The following is an 18,845-nucleotide window of genomic DNA, read 5'->3' as shown; positions in this document are numbered from 1 at the left end:
TGTGACGGTACGTCCACGTTACAACCAACGGTGTCAGCCGAGCGCAACCCAGATCAACAGCATCGTCACGCAGAACCCCGAGACAAAGTTGAGGGCAAGAAAGTGTCTCCAGCCGCGGTTCGCGGACTCGGCGGTACCGTCGGTGATGTTCCAGTACGGGAGGGCGTTGACGATGTACGGCAGGGCCAGCACTCCCGCGAGCGGTCCCGGCCACGGTGTCGCGAGAAGGAGAAGCCCGGCGAGCAGGTATGCGAGAACCGAGAACCGCACTGTCGCTCGCGCGCCGATCTCGGTCGCTATCGAACGGATGCCGCCCTCACGGTCAGCGAGGACGTCCTGCACAGCACCGAATGCGTGACTTCCGATCCCCCAGAGGAAGAACCCGGCGAGAAGGGCGATGAGCCCGACGTCGGCGAATGACGCTCCCGCGAGGGTGAGCCCGAAGACCGCAGGGCTGACGAAGTGGGTGGACGATGTCAGGGAGTCGAGGAACGGGACCTCTTTGAACCGGAGTCGCGGCGCACTGTATGCGATCACGGCGAAGATGCTCACCGCGAGGACCAGGGTGGACACCGCGGATCCGACGGCGACAAGGTAGACCAGAAAAGGCAGGTTGGTGATCAGGACCGCGATGAGGATCGGCCGGTGGAGGGACCGGTCGAGCACAGCCCCCTCGACGCCGCCCTTCCGCGGGTTCCGCAGGTCGGATTCGTAGTCGAACACGTCGTTGATGCCGTACATGGCGAGGTTGTACGGCACGAGGAAGTACACGGTGCCGATCCAGAACGTGAGGTCGAGTTCGCGAGTCGACATGAAATAGGCGGCAGCGAACGGGAAGGCCGTGTTGACCCAGCTCAGCGGTCGCGATGACAACAGAATCGCTCCGAGGGTTTTCATTGCCCGGCCTCCGGCTTCCTGCCTGGGAGCAGCAGCCACAGCCCCGGAAGCAGCACGGCTGCCGCTATCGCGTAAGCGAAGTCTTCGAGCGGTGCGCGTCCAAGGAAGGCGCCGCTGATGACATCCGGGTTATATCCGAACAGGCCGATGGCGATCATGATGTTGTCGAAGACCGCGGTCAGGATCAGCACGACGACCAGTGTGACAGCCATCCGGGCGAACGGACGGGAGCCGGGCTTTCGACGTGCTGTGCGCGTGGAAGCGAGGGCACCGATCGCGAGCGCCGGCACGAGGAACACGAGATTGAGCAGCCAGTAGGTCACGAACGTCCCTCCCGGCGTGCCGTGCGATTGAGCAGCAGGGCAGCGCCGCCGAAGAGGTTCATGGCGAGATAGCAGAGCAGGGCGAGGAAAAAGACCTCTTCGAGCGGGAGCTCTGGTGCGAGCAGGATGCCGGTCATGAAGTCCGTCTCCCCGCGGTAGAAGATCAACAGCCCGATGCCCGCGAGATCCCAGGTGAGGAAAAAGGCGAGGCCGAGGACGAGCACGATGCTCGCGCGCCGGGCGTCAGCCCAGAAGAACAGGGTGAACCGCCGGTCGAGCAGGGCCATGCAACCGAGTGAGACGAGAAGCGCGCCGAGGTAGAGGAACGCCATCAGCGTCGAGCACCGGCGTCACGAACGCGGCGCACCGCTGCTGATCGCGTGAGCGGTGTCGGCATTGCCTCGGTGCTCGTATCGCCGCGGAGGCGTTTGATCACGAGCTCGGCGCTGATCAGGCACATCGGCAGGCCGATGCCAGGGATGCTCGAGCCACCCGCGTAGAGCAGGCCGTCGACTTTCCTGCTGACGTTGCCCGCGCGGAAGAACGCGCTCTGGGTCAGGATGTGGGCTGGACCAAGCGCCGTCCCCTTCCAGGCGTTGAGATCCGACGCGAAGTCTGCGGGGCCGGTGACCTCGCGGACGAGAACACGGTCGGCCAGATCGGGTATACCCGCCCACCCAGCCACCTGCGCAATCGCGTCGTCGGCGATCCGTTGCACAGTGGCATCCGCTCGCCCGCCGATCGCCGGATCGGCGGGTACCGGCACGAGGATGAAGAGGTTCTCGGTGCCATCCGGCGCGACCGACGGGTCTGACGCGCTCGGCTTGCAGACATACAGGGAGGCCGGCGACGGAACACTTGTCGGTTCGGTGAAGATCCGCGAGAAGTTGTGTTTCCAGTCGCTCGTGAAGAACAGGCTGTGGTGTTCGAGCTCAGGGAGGGACCCGCTCACGCCGAGGGACACCAGCACAGCGCTCGGCCCCGCTGTCTTCTTCTCCCAGTAGCTCTCGGGGTAGGTCTGCAGCGGCTCGGGCAACAGGCGGGTCTCGCTGTGGTGCAGGTCGGCCGTCGAGACGACCAGGTCCGCGGCGAGGGAGTGGGATTCACCGGCACTGTCGGTCCAGGTGACTCCCCTGACCGCCGGTTTCCTGCCGGATGCCGCCCTGCGCGTGTCGATGGACGTCACCGTCGCGTCGGTGCGAATGTCGACCCCCTCGCTTCGGGCAAGGGCAGCGATCGTGTCGATCACCGTGGCGAAGCCGCCGCGCGGGTAGTACACACCATCGTCGAGGTCGAGGTGGCTCATCAGGTGGTACATGCTCGGCGTCGAGAACGGGCTCGACCCGAGGAAGACCGCCGGGTAGCCGAGGATCTGGCGCAGCCTGTCATCGCGGAAGTACCTGGAGGTGAATGTGTCGAGGGACTCGGTGAGCAAACGGACGAGTAGCCGGGTCCGGCGGAGGACGTCACGTCTGAACAGCGGGAGGAAGGACTCGAAGGTCGAGTAGAGGAAACGCTTCTTCGCCATCTCGTAGGTGAGCGCCGCGGAATCGAGATAACGCTCGAGCTCAGCGCCTGCCCCGCTCTCGATGCTCTCGAACAGTGCGATGTTCTCTTCCCTGGATGCTGCGACCGTGACCGGTTCGCTCCGGCTCTCGAAGAAGACACGGTAGCCGGGTTCGAGTCGCACGAGGTCCAGCTGCTCAGCGGCAGAGGTGCCGAGCAGCCGGTAGAAGTGGTCGAAGACCTCCGGCATGAGGTACCAGCTCGGCCCCGTATCGAAGCGGAAGCCGTCGCGTTCCTGGAGACCTGCTCTCCCGCCGACCTCGCCGCGCTTTTCGAGGAGGGTCACCGCATAGCCGTCCCGCGCGAGAAGTGCTGACGTGGCCAGGCCGGAGATGCCGCCGCCGATGACGACGGCGTTCTTCACGCCGGTCACGGGAGCTTTCCAGCCGCGGCGGCAGCCGCGAGGCGCAGCTTGACCGAGGTGGGAACACGGACCCTGGTGTGGCTGAGCGCGCTCGCCGGGGTCTGGCGGATCCGCTCCGTGAGCTCACCGAAGAGCAATTGGGCGAGCGCGACGGCGCGCCTCGACGAGGGCGGGAGTTCCCGCAGTGTCGCCGAGGCAATCGCGAGGTCCTCGTCGATGTCCGCGAGAAGCCGGCGTTTGTCGGCATCCCCGAATGAGGTGAGTTCGACACCGGGAAAGTAGCTGCGCCCGAGGCCGTCGAAGTCTGCGGAGAGGTCCCGCAGAAAGTTGACCTTCTGGAATGCCGCGCCGAGGTGGCGCGCTCCGTTGACGAGTCGCGCTTCCTGATCTTCGGGCACCGTGTGGCCATGGAGAAAAGCGCGCAGGCACATCAGGCCAATGACCTCAGCAGAACCGTAAACATATGTCTGGAAGCTTTCCGGGGTGTGGGTGATCTCGGTGCAGTCGGCCCGCATGGACGCGAAGAACGGTGCGGTCAGGTCCCGCTGGATCCCGACGGCACGGGCGGTGAGGGCAAAGGCGTGGATAACGAGGTTTGTGCTGTAGCCGGTGGCAGTGGCCAGATCCGTTTCCGTTTCGAACGCGTCGAGCCTCGACGCCACTTCATCGGGGGCAAGCCCTGCATCCCTGGCCACACCGTCGACGATCTCGTCGGCTACCCGCACCAGGGCGTAGATGTTTCTCACGTGCACGCGGACATCGGGACCGAGCAGCCGGGATGCCATGCCGAACGACGTCGAATACCGTTCGATGACGCGAGCGGAGGTTTCGACGGCGACTTCGTCGTAGAGGGCGCCGCCGGTTGGAGACCCGGCGGGCCGGGAGCGCAGGGAGGGACGGTTCAACGGACACGCTCCAGAACTCTTCGGACGACGGGTTGAAGCTCGGTTCTCAATGCGACAGGAATCGCATCAGACGCGAGGTGCTCCCAGGCGCGGTTGGTGAAATCGGCTGCGAGGCTCTCGGCGAAGCTTTTGGACCCTGAGTCTACGAGGACGTTGCGAATGTGGGCCGCTTCCTCTTCATCGAGATCTGACTTGCCAAAGAGCCCGGAGACGGGCTGCCACAGGTTATGGGTGGATGCCTGTGCCGTGATCACGGTCCGTTTGCCTTCCCGCAGGTCCCCGAGCGTGCTTTTGCCCGTCACCTCTTCTCGACCGAAAACACCGAGAATGTCGTCGACGATCTGGTAGGCGATGCCGATGTTACGTCCGAATGCGCCGAGCTGCTCGATGGTCTCGTCGAAGCCGCCCGCGAGCACAGCGCCCGACTGGAGTGGCGCCTCGAACGAATACACGGCGGTCTTCAGGCGTTCCATCTCCACGATCTCGTCGACGGTCGGTTGTCCGGGCAGCAGTGAGAAGTCAACGTCGGCGAGTTCACCCGCCGCGGATGCCGTAATCGCGTCGTCGAGGAGGTCGCGCAGTCTGAACCTGACATCGTCTGCTGCACCGGTCCGGTCGACGAGCCGGTATGCGGCGGAGATCGCGAGGTCGCCGGCAATGACCGCCGCCGACATGCCGCGGTGCTCCGCTGCGGGAAGCGGCACACCGGCCGTTGTCGCGATGTCCCGGTAACTGCCCGAGATGTTGGCGTGGCCCCGCCTGACAAAGTCCCTGTCGATGACGTCGTCGTGGATGATGAGCGCCGTGTGGAGCATCTCGTAGGCAGCAGCGAGCTGTGCGACGGCTTCGAGGTCGTTACCGCCGAGCGACGTGTAAGCCACCATGACCATGCGCGGCCGGAATCGCTTGCCACCCGTCGTGTTTCGTTCGATGACGTCCCAGAGTCGTTCGAACCGGTGGCCGTGTTTTCCAGCCTGGCTCCGCGCGAGGCTGAAGTAGCGCTGAAGCGCGTCCTCGACCTGCTGCGCCCCTCGCCAGGGCGCGTCGATGAGCTGGTGCTGGTCCATTCGTCCACGGTACTTGACGGTCTGAATGATCGTCACATACTTTCGGTTGATTTCGACCAGCCCCCCAAGTCCCGGCTTGGTCGACCACGTGAGGAGGCACAGAATGGAGGAATGAGTACAACGGTTGAACAGGTTGTCCTGCTTGCTGACGACGGTTCAGTGGCCGGCGTCGCCGATAAGTCGACGGTGCACACCCGGGCGACACCGCTCCACCTCGCGTTCTCCTGTCATGTCTTCGACCCGGACGGGCGGATCCTGGTCACGCGGCGAGCGCTGACGAAGGTGGCCTGGCCGGGAGTGTGGACGAACTCGTTCTGTGGACACCCGGCGCCAGGTGAGGATATCGACCAGGCCGTGCACCGCCGCGCGGGCCACGAACTCGGCGTGGTTCTCGACTCCCTCGAGCTGGTCCTGCCCGATTTTCGGTACCGTGCGGTCGACGCATCTGGCATCGTGGAGAACGAGGTGTGCCCCGTCTACCGTGCCACCGTCAGCGGTTCCGTCGACCCTCGACCCGACGAGGTTGCTGAATGGCTGTGGGTCGACCCGGCACGCCTGACCACAGCCGTTACCGCAACGCCGTGGGCGTTCAGCCCGTGGCTGACGCTTCAGCTTCCCCTGCTGGCGGAAGCCGAGTCAGCCGCGGGAGGGGTGGACCTCGCCGCCGCCGGTTCCTGAGGGCACGAGCTTCGTCAGCCGGGCCGTTCACGAACCGAGAATCAGACGTCGAAGCGCGGGTTCCGGCTGGCCAGTGCCGTCAAGCAACTCGCCGTTCCGATAGCGGTCGATCACGCGTGGATCGATGTAACTCGCCCGAGCGACGGTCGGCGTGTTACCGAGGACATCCGCGGTCTCGGCAACGGCGGCCGTGATGATCTTCGCCTGCTGCCGCGCGGATGAGACCACGCCGAAATCGCGGAGAGCACGCGCGGCGGTAATGCTGCCGTGGAGCGTCCGGAAGTCCTTGGCGGTGAAGTCGCCGTTCGTCCGCAACCGGACGTAGTCGTTCATGTCCTGGGCGCTCAGTGGGCGCCAGTCCCGTCCGTTCTTCCACGCCAGGAGGCGCGCCTCGCCGCCCCGGCTCTTCAGCGAACGAATCACTTTCGCCAGGTCGTCGTCGGTTGTGTCGCTCGACCAGGCTTGACCGCTCTTGCCCGGGAACTCCAGGGAAACCGTTGAGCCGGAGACTGTCGCGTGTTCACACAACAGCGTTGTGAGGCCGTGGCTGCCGTGCTCGAGTGCGAATCGCTCGCTGCCCACCCGCAACCGGGCGGAATCGAGAAGCCTGAAGCCCGTCGCGAGCGCGCGGTCACGGGACCCGGTTGGACCCCGCAGGTCGCTCGTCACGCGCCTCCGGGCGGACGGGAGGGCGAGCGCCAGCTCGAGCGCCCTGTCGAACTTCTGCTTGTCCTGTTTCTGCCGCCACACCTCGTGGTACAAGTACTGGCGCCTGCCGGCCTGATCGATGCCAACGGCCTGGATATGACCGTGCGCGTGCGGCGAAATCCACACGTCCGTCCACGCCGGCGGGATCACGAGCGCGGCGATCCGCTCGATGGTTTCCGGATCGTGAACCGGCCGACCGCTTTCATCGATGTACCGGAAGCCCGACCTCGTCCGTCGGCGTCCGAGACCGGGGCCCGAGGTTTGGCTCCGGCGAAGGCGCGGTGCCCTGACGCTCAAAGTCCCTTGCCACCGGTGACGGGCAGCACCGCGCCTGACACGTATGAGGCGTCATCGGAGGCGAGGTAAACGTAGGCCCCCGCGAGTTCGGCGGGCTGGCCCGCGCGACCGAGCGGGGTGTCGGCGCCGAAGCTCTCCACCTTGTCCGGCCATGACGTCGCGGGAATAAGTGGGGTCCAGATCGGACCAGGGGCAACAGCGTTGACCCGCACGCCCTTGTCGCCGAGCTGCTGCGCAAGGGCCTTCGTAAACGCGACCTGCGCGGCCTTGGTCATCGCGTAATCGATGAGTTCCGGTGACGGGTCGAATGCCTGGATCGACGATGTGGTGATGATCGAAGACCCCGGCTTCAGGTGAGGGATCGCGGCGCGCGCCGTCCACATCACGGCGTAGAGGTTCGTCTTGAACACCCGGTCGAACTCCTCGGTCGGCAGGTTTTCGAGCCCCTCACGGTTTTCCTGGTACGCAGCGTTGAGCACGAGGATGTCGAGGCGCGCGAGCTCCGCGAGAGTCAACTCCACCATTTCGGTGCAGTACTGTTCGTCACGGGCATCGCCGGGCAGCAGGAGCGCTCGACGGCCGGCCTTCTCGACCCACTCCGCGGTGTCCTCAGCGTCATCCTGTTCTTCCGGGAGGTAGGAGATGGCGACATCGGCGCCCTCGCGAGCGAAAGCTATCGCGACGGCTCGTCCGATACCGGAGTCACCTCCGGTAATGAGGGCGACGCGACCGGTCAGCTTTCCCGAACCTATGTAGGTGTCTTCCCCGTGGTCAGGCGTCGGGTCGGTCTTGGAGAGGAGGCCTGGCTGGTCCTGTTCCTGTCGGGGGAAACCCCCGACGTGGTACTTGTTCCTGGGGTCCGGTGTTGTCGCGTCTGCGGCCATGGCTGACTCTCCTGAATATGTCGTTGGGTCTGTCGGTATTCGGCGAGCCCGTCCGGCGCCTTTCGTTGATGGGCCACCGGGCGAGAACTGGCACACACAATACGCGCGGCGCAATTACAGGCTCAAGGGGTGGCGAAACCGTCTCTGCCCCGCTACGGTCGGGACGTGCCGCCCCTGACGACTTGCGGGCCACGGCGCACCACGCCCGCGGCTCGAACGAGGAGAACGACGATGCCCAGATCCACGCTGCCCCAGGGACCGTCGCTGTGGCTTGACCGGCAGGACAGCATCGACACCGATCTCTGGCGCGACGGCCTCGAGGCTGACGTCGTCGTGGTTGGGGCCGGGCTCTCCGGCCTTGCTACAGCGCTCGCGGTCGCGGAGCAGGGGCAATCAGTGATCGTGCTCGAGGCACGGTACGTCGGTGCTGTATCGACGGGAAACACCACGGGAAAGGTGTCGTTGCTCCAGGGCTCCCACCTCTCGAGCCTCGACCGGTCACTTCCGCGTGAGCTGCTCGACGCCTATCTCGCCGCGAACCGTGCCGGGCAGGACTGGATCAGGCGCTTCGCCGACGTGGAGGGCGTGCGACTGGAGTTCAGGGATGCCGTGACCTACGCGTCGACAGACAAGGGCGCACCGACGATCGAAGCCGAGTTGGACACAGCGTCGTCACTCGGTCTTGATGTGACGGCGCTCTCGGCACTCGAACTACCGATCGACATCACCGCGGCGGTGAGTCTTGGTGGACAGTTCCAGCTCGACGCCGTCGAACTTCTCGCCGCCCTCGCCGGGGCGGTCCGGAGGAATGGCGGGATTGTGATCGAGGGAGTCCGTGCCCTCGATGTCGACTCGGGCGGCCCATGCGTCGTCGCGACGGACCGCGGGGAGGTTCGGGGCAACCGCGTTGTCCTGGCGACCGGCATGCCCTTCCTCAAGCGTGGAGCTCAGTTCGCCACCATTCAGGCGCACAGGTCATATGCCCTCGCGTATCGGTGGGACCAGCCGCAACTGGGGGGAATGTACCTGTCCGTCGACGAGCCCTCCCGATCCATCCGGGACTGGACTCGCCCGGACGGCCGGTACCTCATCGTCGGGGGTAACGACCACAGGGTGGGTACAGGCCAACCGACGACAGCACGGGTCGACGACCTCGCCGGGTGGACAACGGAGACCTTCGGGGGGTTGACCGAGACCCACTCCTGGTCCGCCCAGGACTATCGGGTGTCGGACGGGCTGCCGCATTTCGGACCGATCAGTCCAGGCGAGGACCGGGTCTTCGTCGCCACCGGTTACAACAAGTGGGGAATGGCCAACGGTGCCGCTGCGGGAATATCGCTCGCTGCGCAGTTCGCTGGCACCTCCCCCGACTGGGCCACCGCGCTTCGCGGCCGGGTGCCGACCTCGAGTGCGATCCGTACCACTCTCGCTGCCGGTGCCACGGTTGCCGCGGATCTCGCAAAGGGCTGGGTAGGCGCGGAACTGTCGGGCCTTCCCGAAGGCGGGCCGGCCGAAGGCGAAGGCGTTGTCGTGCGCGACGGCGTCAAACCCGTCGCGGTCTGCCGGGTCGACGGCGTCGTCTCGCGAACCTCGGCGGTGTGTCCTCACCTGGGCGGAATCGTGGCCTGGAACGACGTCGAGAGATCATGGGATTGCCCGCTGCACGGCTCGCGGTTCACCGCGACAGGTGAGGTGCTCGAGGGCCCTTCGGTCACCGGGCTCACGAACTGATTTCGCGGGCTGACGCGGCAGCGCCAGCCGGCCGCTAGGCGGGCTTCTTCTTCGCAGCCTTCGCCGGCGTTTTCTTCTTCTTGGCATCGCGGGACTTCTCCACGCTGCGGCGGAGGGCTTCCATCAGGTCGATGACCTCACCCGACTCCTCTTCCTTCTCGCTCTCGCCGAAGGTGGCATCCGTATCGAGCGCCTCGCCCTGTTCGAGCTTGGCGTCGATGAGCGTTCGCAGTTCTCCCTGGTATTCGTCGGTGAACTGATCGGGTGTGAAGTCGTCGGAAAAACTGTCGACGAGCGCGCTCGAGAGTTCGAGCTCCTTCGCAGAGATGCGCACGCGCTCCTTCAGGCTGTCGAAATCCGCCGCGCGGATCTCGTCTCCCCAGAGCAACGTCTGGACGACGAGGACCCCATCGCGGGCACGGAGAGCAGCAAGCCGGGTCTTCTGCCGCAGGGCGAACCGGACGATTGCCGTTCGGTCGGTCGACTCGAGCGTCTTCCTGAGCAGAACGTACGCCTTCGACGACGTCGAGTCAGGCTCGAGGTAGTAGCTGCGGTCGAACATCATGGGATCCACCTGCTCGGTGGGCACGAACTCGACGACCTCGATCTCGCGGCTCTTCTCCTGCGGCAGCGACGCCAGGTCCTCGGCGGTGAGGACGACGGTGCGTTCCCCGTCGTCGTACGCCTTGTCGATGTTCTCGTACTTGACGATCTTGCCGCAGACCTCACACCGGCGCTGGTAGCGGATTCGACCGCCGTCCTTGTCGTGGACCTGGTGCAGGGGGATGTCGTGGTCTTCGGTGGCGCTGTAGACCTTCACCGGCACGTTGACGAGGCCAAAGGTGATGGCACCCTTCCAGATTGCTCTCATGCTTTCAGTGAACACCGTTTCCTGGCCGTTCGCCAGCGCTTGACACCGCCGTGGCGGGTACGGCTGCGGTTCAGCTCGCCGGATCGGTGTCCCCGTCTGGCGTCGACACGTGCCTCACGACGAGCGGAAGGATGAGTCCGAAGACGATGAGGATCACGGCGAGGATGCCGGCCGCGACCAGGCCGGCGGTTCGGCCGACGACGAAGTCGAAGATCAGCATGGCGGTGCCGATGGTGGCAACCGAGACGCCGAAGATCACGGCGCGGACCATGGCGTGCCCGATCGAGACCGTGAAGCTCTTGAGCCTCTGCCGGAAGAGTACCCGGTGCAGGCTCACCGGAAGGAGGCACAGCACGGTGGTGAGGATCGATGCGGAGACCAGTGCCAGGTAGAGGGTGCGCTGGAACACGTCGAGTTCGGTGAACCGCGGTTGAAAGGCGATCGCCAACAGGAACGCGGTCAGGATCTGAGTGCCCGCCTGGAGGACCCTGAGCTCCTGGAGCAGGTCTATCCAGTTGCGGTCAGAGCGCTCCTCGTCACTTTCGTCGCGCCCGTTTCCGATGGCATCCCGTCGGTCTTCGCTGTGTGCATCAGTCATCGCCGTTGATTCCTTTCGTCGGGCTCTTGTTCCGACGTTGCACCAAGCCTAGGGTTTGACTCAAGCGGCGGTTCGACCGCCAACCACACGGAAGGAACGGCCCATGGCGAACCTGACAGACGACGACGGTGACATCATCGTTCCGGATGACGAAGAACTCGCTGTGCTCCCTGACGAGGATGATGACCCGTTCGAGGAGTTCGATGGACTCGACGAAGAGCGCCCCATCGATGACACCGACCCGGATCTGGACGGTGTAGTGCGGCCAGAGGACCTGTAGGACCGGGCCGAGCGCTCGACCAACGACGAAACGCGGACCCGACAGGGTCCGCGTTTCGCGTGTGTAACAGGGTGCGTGGCTACTGGTATGCGGGAACGACTCCGTGGTGGGCGTCGCCCACCTTGTGGACCCGGAGGTCGTTCGTCGATCCGGGGATTCCGGGAGGGGAACCTGAGATGACGACGACCTTGTCACCGACCTTGGCCTTGTTGAGACCGAGGAGGATGTCGTCGACCTGGCTGAACATGGCATCCGTGTGGGTCACGCGGTCGACCAGGAATGCTTCAACACCCCAGTTCAACTGCATGCGGCGGCGGATGCCTTCATCCGGCGTCATTCCGAGCACGGGGATCTGTGTGCGAAGGCGTGACATCCGGCGTACCGAGTCACCCGACTCCGTGAATACGCAGAGGAACTTGGCCTCGACGAAGTCAGCAACCTCGCTCGCGGCGAGGGTGATGGCCCCACCCTGCGTGCGCGGCTTGGTGCCGAGCGGAGCGATGCGCTCGAGTCCGTGTTCCTCGGTGGACTCGATGATGCGGGCCATTGTCTGAACCGTGATCACCGGGTACTGCCCGACGCTCGTCTCGCCACTGAGCATGACGGCATCCGCACCGTCGAGAACAGCGTTCGCGACGTCCGAGGTCTCCGCGCGGGTCGGAATCGGGCTTGAAATCATCGACTCGAGCATCTGCGTCGCGACGATGACCGGCTTGGCCATCCGGCGGCACAGTTCAACGGCGCGCTTCTGCACGATCGGAACCGCTTCGAGGGGAAGCTCGACACCGAGGTCGCCTCGCGCGACCATGATGCCGTCGAAGGCTTCGATGATCTCCTCGAGGTGATCAACGGCCTGCGGCTTCTCGATCTTGGCGATGACGGGGAGGCGCTTTCCCTCCTCGTCCATGATTTCGTGGACGCGTGTGATGTCTTCAGCATTGCGCACGAAGGAGAGGGCAATGAAGTCGGCGCCGAGCTTGAGACCCCAGCGGAGGTCGGCCTCGTCCTTCTCGCTCAGGGCGGGGACGTTGACGGCCACTCCCGGGAGGTTGATGCCCTTGTTGTTGGAGACAGCGCCGGCGACGATGACCTCCGTCGTGACGACCACGCCGTCGGTTTCGAGGACCTTCACCTTGACCTTGCCGTCATCGATGAGAAGGAAGTCGCCCGGCTTCACGTCGTCGGGCAGGCCCTTGAACGTTGTTCCGCACAGCTCCTTGGTTCCGAGTACGTCCTCGGTGGTGATCTTGAAGATGTCGCCCTTGGCCAGGTTGTACGGTCCGCCCTCGAACTTGCCGAGCCGGATCTTCGGCCCCTGCAGGTCAACAAGCACGGCCACGGGCTGGCCCGCGTCCGCTGCGGCCCTGCGCACGTTCGCGTAAACACCCTCGTGGACGTCGTAGGTGCCGTGGCTGAGGTTCATCCTCGCAACGTTGACACCTGCGTCGATGATTGCCCGAATATCCTCATAGCTGGCGGTTGCCGGCCCGAGGGTAGCGACGATTTTAGCTCGTCTCATACTTGTCGTTCTCCGTGCTTCTGCGCATGCGCGCTCTTGCGGGGTTGTCTTGGCGGGAAAAAAGATGCGGACCTGACACGCGGTCCAAGTCTAGAGCGCTATGGCTCGATCGGTAGGGCGTACCGGGGCGGGGAGATCGCTCTCCCCTTCGAGGTACCTGTCCACGGCCGCGGCAGCGGCGCGACCCTCTGCGATTGCCCAGACAATGAGTGACTGGCCGCGCCCGGCGTCGCCGGCAACGAAGACGCCTGGCTCGCTCGTCGCGTAGTCGTTGCCGCGCTCCACGTTGCCGCGAGCGTCAAACGGAAGGCCGAGCTGGGATGTCAGGTCGTGCGATTCCGGGCCGGTGAAACCCAGTGCGAGGAGCACGAGGTCGGCAGGGATCTCCCGTTCGGTGCCGCTCTTCGGCACCCGCCGCCCGTCGACGAATTCCGTCTCGGCGACGCGGATGGCCCGCACCTCGCCGGACTCGTTGCCCAGGAACTCGACGGTGGATACGAGGTACTGGCGTTCGCCGCCCTCCTCGTGTGCGCTCGACACTTCGAACAGGGTCGGCGTCATCGGCCACGGCTGGGCGTCGGTGCGCGAGGTCGGGGGCTGGGTACCGATCGCGAGGTTTGTCACGCTTGCTGCACCCTGCCTGTGCGCCGTTCCGATGCAGTCAGCACCTGTGTCGCCGCCACCGAGGACAACGACGTGCTTGTCTTCAGCGACGATCTGGCCGGGAACGTCGTCGCCCGCGCCCGCCTTGTTCTGCTGCACCAGGTAGTCCATGGCGAAGTGGACGCCGCTGAGGTCCCGTCCAGGGATGGGAAGATCGCGCGGAACCATGGCACCGGTCGCGATGACGACGGCGTCGTACCGCGAACGCAGTGCGTCCCAGCTGATGTCGACGCCGATGTTCACTCCGGCCCTGAACCGGGTTCCCTCGTCGGCCATCTGCTTGAGGCGAGCGTCGACGTGCCTCTTCTCCATTTTGAAATCGGGGATGCCGTAACGCAGCAGTCCCCCGATTCTGTCGTCGCGCTCGTAGACGGCGACGGTGTGGCCGGCGCGGGTGAGCTGCTGCGCCGCGGCGAGCCCGGCCGGGCCCGATCCGACGACGGCGACGGTCTTGCCCGTGAGGCTCTCCGGCGGGTGCGAGTCGACCCAGCCGTTGGCGAACGCCTGGTCGATGATCGACACCTCGACCTGCTTGATCGTCACCGCAGGCTGGTTGATCCCGAGCACGCAGGCGCTCTCGCACGGAGCCGGGCAGAGCCGGCCCGTGAACTCAGGGAAGTTGTTGGTGGCGTGCAGGCGTTCGATGGCCTGCCTGCCGTCTCCGCGCCAGGCGAGGTCGTTCCACTCGGGAATCAGGTTGCCGAGCGGGCAGCCCTGGTGGCAGAACGGCACACCGCAGTCCATGCAGCGACCGGCTTGCCGGCGAAGCTGGGTCGGGTCGCCCTCCTCGTAGACCTCTTTCCAATCCATCAACCGGATCGGGACGGGCCTGCGCTTGGGCAGTTCGCGCTCTGTGACCTTCAGGAAGCCTTTCGGATCAGCCACCGGTAACCTCCAGGATTCGGCCCCAGACGACGTCACCGTCGGGATCGAGTCCCTCGGCAACGGCGTCCTGGCGCGTGCGCAGGACGGCTGCGTAGTCGCGGGGCAGTACTTTGACAAATTCCGAGAGACCCGATTCGCCGTCGGCGAGGAGCTGGGCCGCACGGGGTGAACCGGTTTCGGCGAGGTGGCGTTCGAGCAGGTCGCGGACGATCTCGATGTCTGCGCTGCCGAGCGGAGACAGGGTCAACTCGCCAGCAGCCAGGGCTTCACGGTTCACCTTCTCTGGGGTGAGACGGTGAACATAGGCTGTACCGCCGGACATCCCGGCGCCCAGGTTACGACCCGTCTCGCCGAGAATCACCGCGAGCCCGCCCGTCATGTACTCGAGTGCGTGATCGCCAGCACCTTCGACGACGGCCGTTGCCCCTGAGTTCCGGACGAGGAATCGTTCACCGACGATGCCGGACAGGAACATCGTGCCCTGCGTCGCCCCGTAACCGATGACGTTCCCGGCGATGACGTTTTCCTCTGACGGGAACGTGCTTCCCTTCGGCGGGAAGATCACGATCTCGCCGCCGGAGAGGCCCTTGCCGACGTAGTCGTTGGACTCCCCCTCGAGACGCAGGGTGATGCCGCTCGGCAGGAAGGCGCCAAACGACTGGCCGGCTGAGCCCCGAAGCCTGACCTGGATCGAGCCGGACGGGAGTCCGTTCTCTCCGTGTCGCACGGTGACCTCGTGGCCGAGCATTGTTCCGACGGCGCGCTCGGTGTTGCGGATGGTCCGCTCGATCGAGACAGTTCCGCCGTGCTCGAGCACGTTGCGGCTCTCCGCGATGAGCGAGACGTCGAAGTGCTTGTCGAGTTCGTGCTCCTGGTTGCGGGCGTGTGTCCGCGGCTCGGAAGCGTCGAAAGCGGGGCCGACGAGGATCGGCTCGAGGTTGAGCCCCGACGCCTTCCAGTGCTGGATCGCCGTGTTGGTGTCGATGAGCTCGTTGTGCCCGATCGCCTCCTGCAGGGTCCGGAAACCCAGTGCGGCGAGGTACTCGCGCACTTCCTCGGCGATGAACTGGAAGAAGTTGACGACGAACTCCGGCTTGCCGGCGAACCGGTCACGGAGCACGGGGTTCTGGGTTGCAACGCCAACGGGGCAGGTGTCGAGGTGACAGACCCGCATCATGACGCAACCCGAGACGACGAGGGGTGCCGTCGCAAAACCGAACTCTTCAGCACCGAGCAGCGCGCCGATGATGACGTCACGGCCGGTCTTCAGCTGGCCGTCGACCTGGACGACGACGCGGTCGCGCATGCCGTTCAGCATGAGCGTCTGCTGGGTTTCGGCGAGGCCGAGCTCCCACGGCGTTCCGGCGTGCTTGAGCGAGTTCAGCGGGCTCGCTCCGGTACCACCGTCGTGACCGGACACCAGGATGACGTCCGAGAGCGCCTTGGCGACACCGGCGGCCACGGCACCGATGCCCGACTGGCTCACGAGCTTGGTGTGAATCCGTGCTGACGGGTTGGCCCGCTTGAGGTCGAAGATGAGCTGCTTGAGGTCTTCGATCGAGTAGATGTCGTGGTGCGGAGGCGGTGAGATCAGTCCGACTCCCGCCGTGGCGTGACGGGTACGGGCGACCCACGGGTAGACCTTCGTCGGCGGCAGCTGGCCGCCCTCCCCCGGCTTTGCACCCTGGGCGAGCTTGATCTGGATGTCATCGGCGTGGGTGAGGTACATGCTCGTGACACCGAACCTGCCTGACGCGACCTGCTTGATCGCGCTGCGGCGCTCGGGATCGAGCAGCCGGTCGGTGTCCTCGCCGCCCTCACCGGTGTTGCTCTTGCCGCCGAGACGGTTCATCGCGATTGCGAGTGTCTCGTGCGCCTCAGCGGAGATCGAGCCGTAGCTCATCGCTCCCGTTGAGAACCGCTTGACGATTGACTCGACCGATTCCACCTCGTCGAGAGGGATCGGGTGACGTGCTTCCGTCTTCAGCCGGAACAGGCCGCGAAGGGTCATCAGGCTCTCCGCCTGGTCGTCGACGAGTTTGGTGTAGTCGCGGAAGATGTCGTAACGCCTCGTGCGCGTTGAGTGCTGGAGGCGGAAGATCGTGTCCGGGTTGAACAGGTGTGGAGAACCGTCACGACGCCAGGCGTACTCGCCGCCGGTCTCCAGCCGCTCGTGCGAGATCTTGGCGGTGTTGAGGGGGTATGCCGCCTCGTGCCGCTTGAGGTTCTCGGTCTGGATCACGTCGATGCCGACGCCGCCCAGTGTCGATTCGGTTCCGGTGAAGTACCTGTCGACGAATTCCTGGCTGAGGCCGACCGCTTCGAAGCACTGGGCGCCGGCGTACGACGACACGGTCGAGATGCCCATCTTCGACATGATCTTGAGCACGCCCTTGCCGAGTGCGTAGATGACGTTACGCACTGCCTGTTCGGCCGTGATTCCCGTGATCGTGCCATTGCGGACGAGGTCCTCGCAGGTCTCCATCGCGAGGTACGGGTTGACGGCGGACGCGCCATAACCGATGAGCGTCGCGACGTGGTGCACCTCGCGGACGTCACCCGCCTCGACGACGATTCCGACCTTGAGTCGGTTCTGCGCGCGGATGAGGTGGTGGTGGACCGCGGCCACGAGGAGGAGCGACGGGATCGGTGCGAGGTCCTTGTTTGAGTCGCGGTCGCTCAGCACGATGAAGTACGCCCCGGCGGCGATGGCCTCGTCGACCTCAGCGCAAATGGCGTCGATGCGGTCGCGAAGAGCGTTGGGGCCCTCGTCGAAGCGGTAGAGGCCCCTGATCGTGGTGGTGGTGCGCGAGCCGTGGCGCGGGTCGATGTGCTGGATCTTGGCCAGTTCATCGTTATCGATCACCGGGAAGTCGAGAACGACCTGTCGGGCGTGCTCCGGCCCGGCGCTCAGCAGGTTCCGTTCGGGACCGAGTCCCAGCTTGAGCGAGGTGACGACCTCTTCACGGATGGAGTCGAGCGGCGGGTTGGTCACCTGTGCGAACTGCTGGGTGAAGTAGTCGAAGAGCAGCCTCGGGCGAGCGGACAGAGCCGCAATCGGTGTGTCTGAACCCATGGCGCCGAGCGGTTCTGCACCGTTCTGGCCCATCGGCTTCAGCAGGATGCGCACTTCCTCCTCCGTGTAACCGAAGGTGCGCTGCCGGCGGGTCACCGACGCTGGCGTGTGCACGATGTGCTCGCGCTCCGGCAGGTCGCTGAGGTTGATGCGCCCCGCGTCGAGCCACGTGCCCCACGGCTGTGACGCCGCAAGTGTCGCCTTGATCTCCTCGTCCTCGATGAGGCGCTGAGCCTCGGTGTCGACGAGGAACATCTTGCCGGGGCGCAGCCTGCCCTTGCGCTTGACCCGCTCCGGTGCGATGTCGAGCACACCGATCTCGCTGCCAAGCACGACGAGGCCGTCTGTTGTCTCAAGCCAGCGCCCCGGGCGGAGCCCGTTCCGGTCGAGGGTTGCGCCGACGAGGGTTCCGTCGGTGAAGGTGAGGGCGGCGGGTCCGTCCCACGGTTCCATCTGCATCGAGTTGAACTCGTAGAAGTCCCTGAGTTCCTGTGGCAGGCCGGTCTGCTTCTCCCAGGCCTCAGGGACCATCATCATCATGGCGTGCGGGAGTGTCCTGCCGGTGAGCGTGAGCAGCTCGAGGACCTCGTCGAATGATGCTGAGTCACTCGCGCCGGGCGTGATGATGGGGAGCAGGGGGCGGATGTCGCCGAGCAGTTCGCTCTCGAGCTGCGATTGGCGGGCCCGCATCCAGTTGCGGTTGCCCTCGACCGTGTTGATCTCGCCGTTGTGCGCCATCATCCGCAACGGCTGCGCGAGCGGCCAGGACGGGAACGTGTTGGTGGAGTAGCGGGAGTGGACGATCGCCAGCTTCGACGCGAAACGCTCGTCGCTGAGGTCGGGGTAGAACGGCTCGAGCTGGAGCGTCGTGACCATGCCCTTGTAGACCATGGTGCGGCAGGACAGGGAGATGAAGTAGGCGTTGAGCTCTCGCTCGGCGCGCTTGCGAAGCCTGAACGCCTGACGATCGAGCGCGATCCCGCTGACGGCGCCGCCGGCATCCGTCGTCGCGGTGCTCGACACGAACAGTTGCTCGAATGCGGGCATCGCCGCAAGGGCGAGCTTGCCGAGGTGGGTGGAATCGACGGGCACCTGCCGCCAGCCGAGGACCCTGAGGCTCTCGCTCGACGCGATCTGCTCGATGCTCGCCTTCAGCGCAGCGCGCTCAGCGGCGTCGCGCGGCAGGAACGCCATGCCGACCGCGTATTCGCCGGCTCCGGGAAGTTCGAAGTCAGCTACAGCGCGCAGGAAGTCGTCGGGGATCTGCGTCAGGATGCCTGCGCCGTCTCCGGTTCCTGCGTCAGAGCCGATGGCCCCGCGGTGCTCGAGGTTACGCAGCGCATCGAGCGCAGACACGATGATGTCGTGGCCAGCGGTTCCTCGAAGCGTTGCGACCATGGCGAGGCCACAGGCGTCTTTCTCGCGACGCGGGTTGTAGAGTCCCTGTGCCTCTGGCACAAGGCTGAACTGTGAAAAGGTGGGCCGTGGCTCCATCGATTACCGTCCTAAAGATTGCGGGGGACGCCGGTGGCC

At 65.4% G+C, this 18,845-nt stretch carries 16 protein-coding genes; 3 read left to right on the top strand and 13 right to left on the bottom strand.

Going from position 1 to position 18,845, the window contains the following annotated elements; translation table 11 throughout:
* Positions 1 to 33: 33 nt before the first annotated feature.
* From AC1C2M_RS04755 to AC1C2M_RS04730, 6 genes are read right to left on the bottom strand one after another with little or no spacing between them, the layout of a single operon-like run.
* On the bottom strand, positions 34 to 897 hold the full coding sequence (locus AC1C2M_RS04755) for a prenyltransferase (RefSeq protein ID WP_495435422.1): 864 nt from the start codon (positions 895 to 897) through the stop codon (positions 34 to 36).
* Complete coding sequence (locus AC1C2M_RS04750) at positions 894 to 1,220, bottom strand: lycopene cyclase domain-containing protein (RefSeq protein WP_495435421.1); 327 nt, start codon at positions 1,218 to 1,220, stop codon at positions 894 to 896. Before AC1C2M_RS04750 ends, AC1C2M_RS04755 begins: the two co-directional genes overlap by 4 nt.
* The gene (locus AC1C2M_RS04745) at positions 1,217 to 1,552 is read right to left on the bottom strand and encodes a lycopene cyclase domain-containing protein (protein ID WP_495435420.1); all 336 of its coding nucleotides are present in this window, start codon (positions 1,550 to 1,552) and stop codon (positions 1,217 to 1,219) included. Before AC1C2M_RS04745 ends, AC1C2M_RS04750 begins: the two co-directional genes overlap by 4 nt.
* Complete coding sequence (gene crtI / locus AC1C2M_RS04740; RefSeq protein WP_495435419.1) at positions 1,552 to 3,159, bottom strand: phytoene desaturase family protein; 1,608 nt, start codon at positions 3,157 to 3,159, stop codon at positions 1,552 to 1,554. Before crtI ends, AC1C2M_RS04745 begins: the two co-directional genes overlap by 1 nt.
* Entirely contained in the window at positions 3,156 to 4,055 is a 900-nt protein-coding gene (locus AC1C2M_RS04735) for a phytoene/squalene synthase family protein (RefSeq protein ID WP_495435418.1), read from the bottom strand. Before AC1C2M_RS04735 ends, crtI begins: the two co-directional genes overlap by 4 nt.
* Positions 4,052 to 5,158 carry a polyprenyl synthetase family protein gene (locus AC1C2M_RS04730; protein WP_495435417.1) on the bottom strand — a complete coding sequence of 369 codons (1,107 nt, stop codon included), beginning with the start codon at positions 5,156 to 5,158 and terminating at the stop codon, positions 4,052 to 4,054. Before AC1C2M_RS04730 ends, AC1C2M_RS04735 begins: the two co-directional genes overlap by 4 nt.
* A 75-nt stretch (positions 5,159 to 5,233) precedes the next feature.
* On the opposite strand from AC1C2M_RS04730, the gene idi reads away from it, so the two are divergent.
* A complete protein-coding gene (gene idi / locus AC1C2M_RS04725) occupies positions 5,234 to 5,800 on the top strand; it encodes an isopentenyl-diphosphate Delta-isomerase (RefSeq protein ID WP_495435416.1) in 567 nt (188 codons plus the stop codon).
* 27 nt (positions 5,801 to 5,827) lie between these two features.
* Here idi and AC1C2M_RS04720 read toward each other — a convergent pair whose 3' ends face one another.
* Together AC1C2M_RS04720 and AC1C2M_RS04715 are read right to left on the bottom strand one after the other, a co-directional pair.
* Positions 5,828 to 6,805, bottom strand: a complete 978-nt coding sequence (locus AC1C2M_RS04720; RefSeq protein WP_495435415.1) for a DNA topoisomerase IB — start codon at positions 6,803 to 6,805, stop codon at positions 5,828 to 5,830.
* Positions 6,802 to 7,689, bottom strand: a complete 888-nt coding sequence (locus AC1C2M_RS04715; protein ID WP_483404140.1) for an SDR family oxidoreductase — start codon at positions 7,687 to 7,689, stop codon at positions 6,802 to 6,804. Before AC1C2M_RS04715 ends, AC1C2M_RS04720 begins: the two co-directional genes overlap by 4 nt.
* A 231-nt stretch (positions 7,690 to 7,920) precedes the next feature.
* Between AC1C2M_RS04715 and AC1C2M_RS04710 the strand changes: the two genes are divergently transcribed.
* The gene (locus tag AC1C2M_RS04710; RefSeq protein WP_495435414.1) at positions 7,921 to 9,420 is read left to right on the top strand and encodes an FAD-dependent oxidoreductase; all 1,500 of its coding nucleotides are present in this window, start codon (positions 7,921 to 7,923) and stop codon (positions 9,418 to 9,420) included.
* Positions 9,421 to 9,454: 34 nt separating this feature from the next.
* Here the strand turns inward: AC1C2M_RS04710 and ku are convergent, their stop codons facing one another.
* Together ku and AC1C2M_RS04700 are read right to left on the bottom strand one after the other, a co-directional pair.
* Positions 9,455 to 10,291: a non-homologous end joining protein Ku gene (gene ku / locus AC1C2M_RS04705; RefSeq protein WP_483404142.1), complete on the bottom strand. Its 837-nt coding sequence runs from the start codon at positions 10,289 to 10,291 to the stop codon at positions 9,455 to 9,457.
* Positions 10,292 to 10,361: 70 nt separating this feature from the next.
* Positions 10,362 to 10,889, bottom strand: a complete 528-nt coding sequence (locus AC1C2M_RS04700; RefSeq protein WP_483404143.1) for a DUF6328 family protein — start codon at positions 10,887 to 10,889, stop codon at positions 10,362 to 10,364.
* A gap of 103 nt (positions 10,890 to 10,992) precedes the next feature.
* On the opposite strand from AC1C2M_RS04700, the gene AC1C2M_RS04695 reads away from it, so the two are divergent.
* Positions 10,993 to 11,169 (top strand): hypothetical protein, encoded by a 177-nt coding sequence (locus AC1C2M_RS04695; protein ID WP_483404144.1) that lies wholly within the window; start codon positions 10,993 to 10,995, stop codon positions 11,167 to 11,169.
* A gap of 79 nt (positions 11,170 to 11,248) precedes the next feature.
* On the opposite strand, the gene pyk is transcribed toward AC1C2M_RS04695, so the two are convergent.
* The 3 genes from pyk to gltB all read right to left on the bottom strand — a co-directional run bounded on the left by pyk (position 11,249) and on the right by gltB (position 18,806).
* Positions 11,249 to 12,688, bottom strand: a complete 1,440-nt coding sequence (pyk, locus tag AC1C2M_RS04690) for a pyruvate kinase (protein ID WP_483404145.1) — start codon at positions 12,686 to 12,688, stop codon at positions 11,249 to 11,251.
* A gap of 90 nt (positions 12,689 to 12,778) precedes the next feature.
* A complete protein-coding gene (locus AC1C2M_RS04685) occupies positions 12,779 to 14,236 on the bottom strand; it encodes a glutamate synthase subunit beta (RefSeq protein WP_483404146.1) in 1,458 nt (485 codons plus the stop codon).
* Complete coding sequence (gltB, locus tag AC1C2M_RS04680) at positions 14,229 to 18,806, bottom strand: glutamate synthase large subunit (protein WP_495435413.1); 4,578 nt, start codon at positions 18,804 to 18,806, stop codon at positions 14,229 to 14,231. Before gltB ends, AC1C2M_RS04685 begins: the two co-directional genes overlap by 8 nt.
* Between the last annotated feature and the right edge of the window lie 39 nt (positions 18,807 to 18,845).

The sequence above is a fragment of the Mycetocola sp. Y444 genome (assembly GCF_059445295.1).
The sequence above is the reverse complement of the archived record's forward strand: the minus strand, read 5'-3'. Positions and strand labels throughout refer to the sequence as shown.

What these genes read in the sequence shown, in the direction of transcription:
- AC1C2M_RS04745 (WP_495435420.1), bottom strand. Translation starts at nt 1,552, where the DNA reads ATGGCGTTCCTCTACCTCGGCGCGCTTCTCGTCTCACTCGGTTGCATG.
- AC1C2M_RS04715 (WP_483404140.1), bottom strand. Translation starts at nt 7,689, where the DNA reads ATGGCCGCAGACGCGACAACACCGGACCCCAGGAACAAGTACCACGTC.
- AC1C2M_RS04695 (WP_483404144.1), top strand. Translation starts at nt 10,993, where the DNA reads ATGGCGAACCTGACAGACGACGACGGTGACATCATCGTTCCGGATGAC.
- gltB (WP_495435413.1), bottom strand. Translation starts at nt 18,806, where the DNA reads ATGGAGCCACGGCCCACCTTTTCACAGTTCAGCCTTGTGCCAGAGGCA.
- idi (WP_495435416.1), top strand. Translation starts at nt 5,234, where the DNA reads ATGAGTACAACGGTTGAACAGGTTGTCCTGCTTGCTGACGACGGTTCA.
- pyk (WP_483404145.1), bottom strand. Translation starts at nt 12,688, where the DNA reads ATGAGACGAGCTAAAATCGTCGCTACCCTCGGGCCGGCAACCGCCAGC.
- AC1C2M_RS04710 (WP_495435414.1), top strand. Translation starts at nt 7,921, where the DNA reads ATGCCCAGATCCACGCTGCCCCAGGGACCGTCGCTGTGGCTTGACCGG.
- AC1C2M_RS04700 (WP_483404143.1), bottom strand. Translation starts at nt 10,889, where the DNA reads ATGACTGATGCACACAGCGAAGACCGACGGGATGCCATCGGAAACGGG.
- ku (WP_483404142.1), bottom strand. Translation starts at nt 10,291, where the DNA reads ATGAGAGCAATCTGGAAGGGTGCCATCACCTTTGGCCTCGTCAACGTG.
- AC1C2M_RS04755 (WP_495435422.1), bottom strand. Translation starts at nt 897, where the DNA reads ATGAAAACCCTCGGAGCGATTCTGTTGTCATCGCGACCGCTGAGCTGG.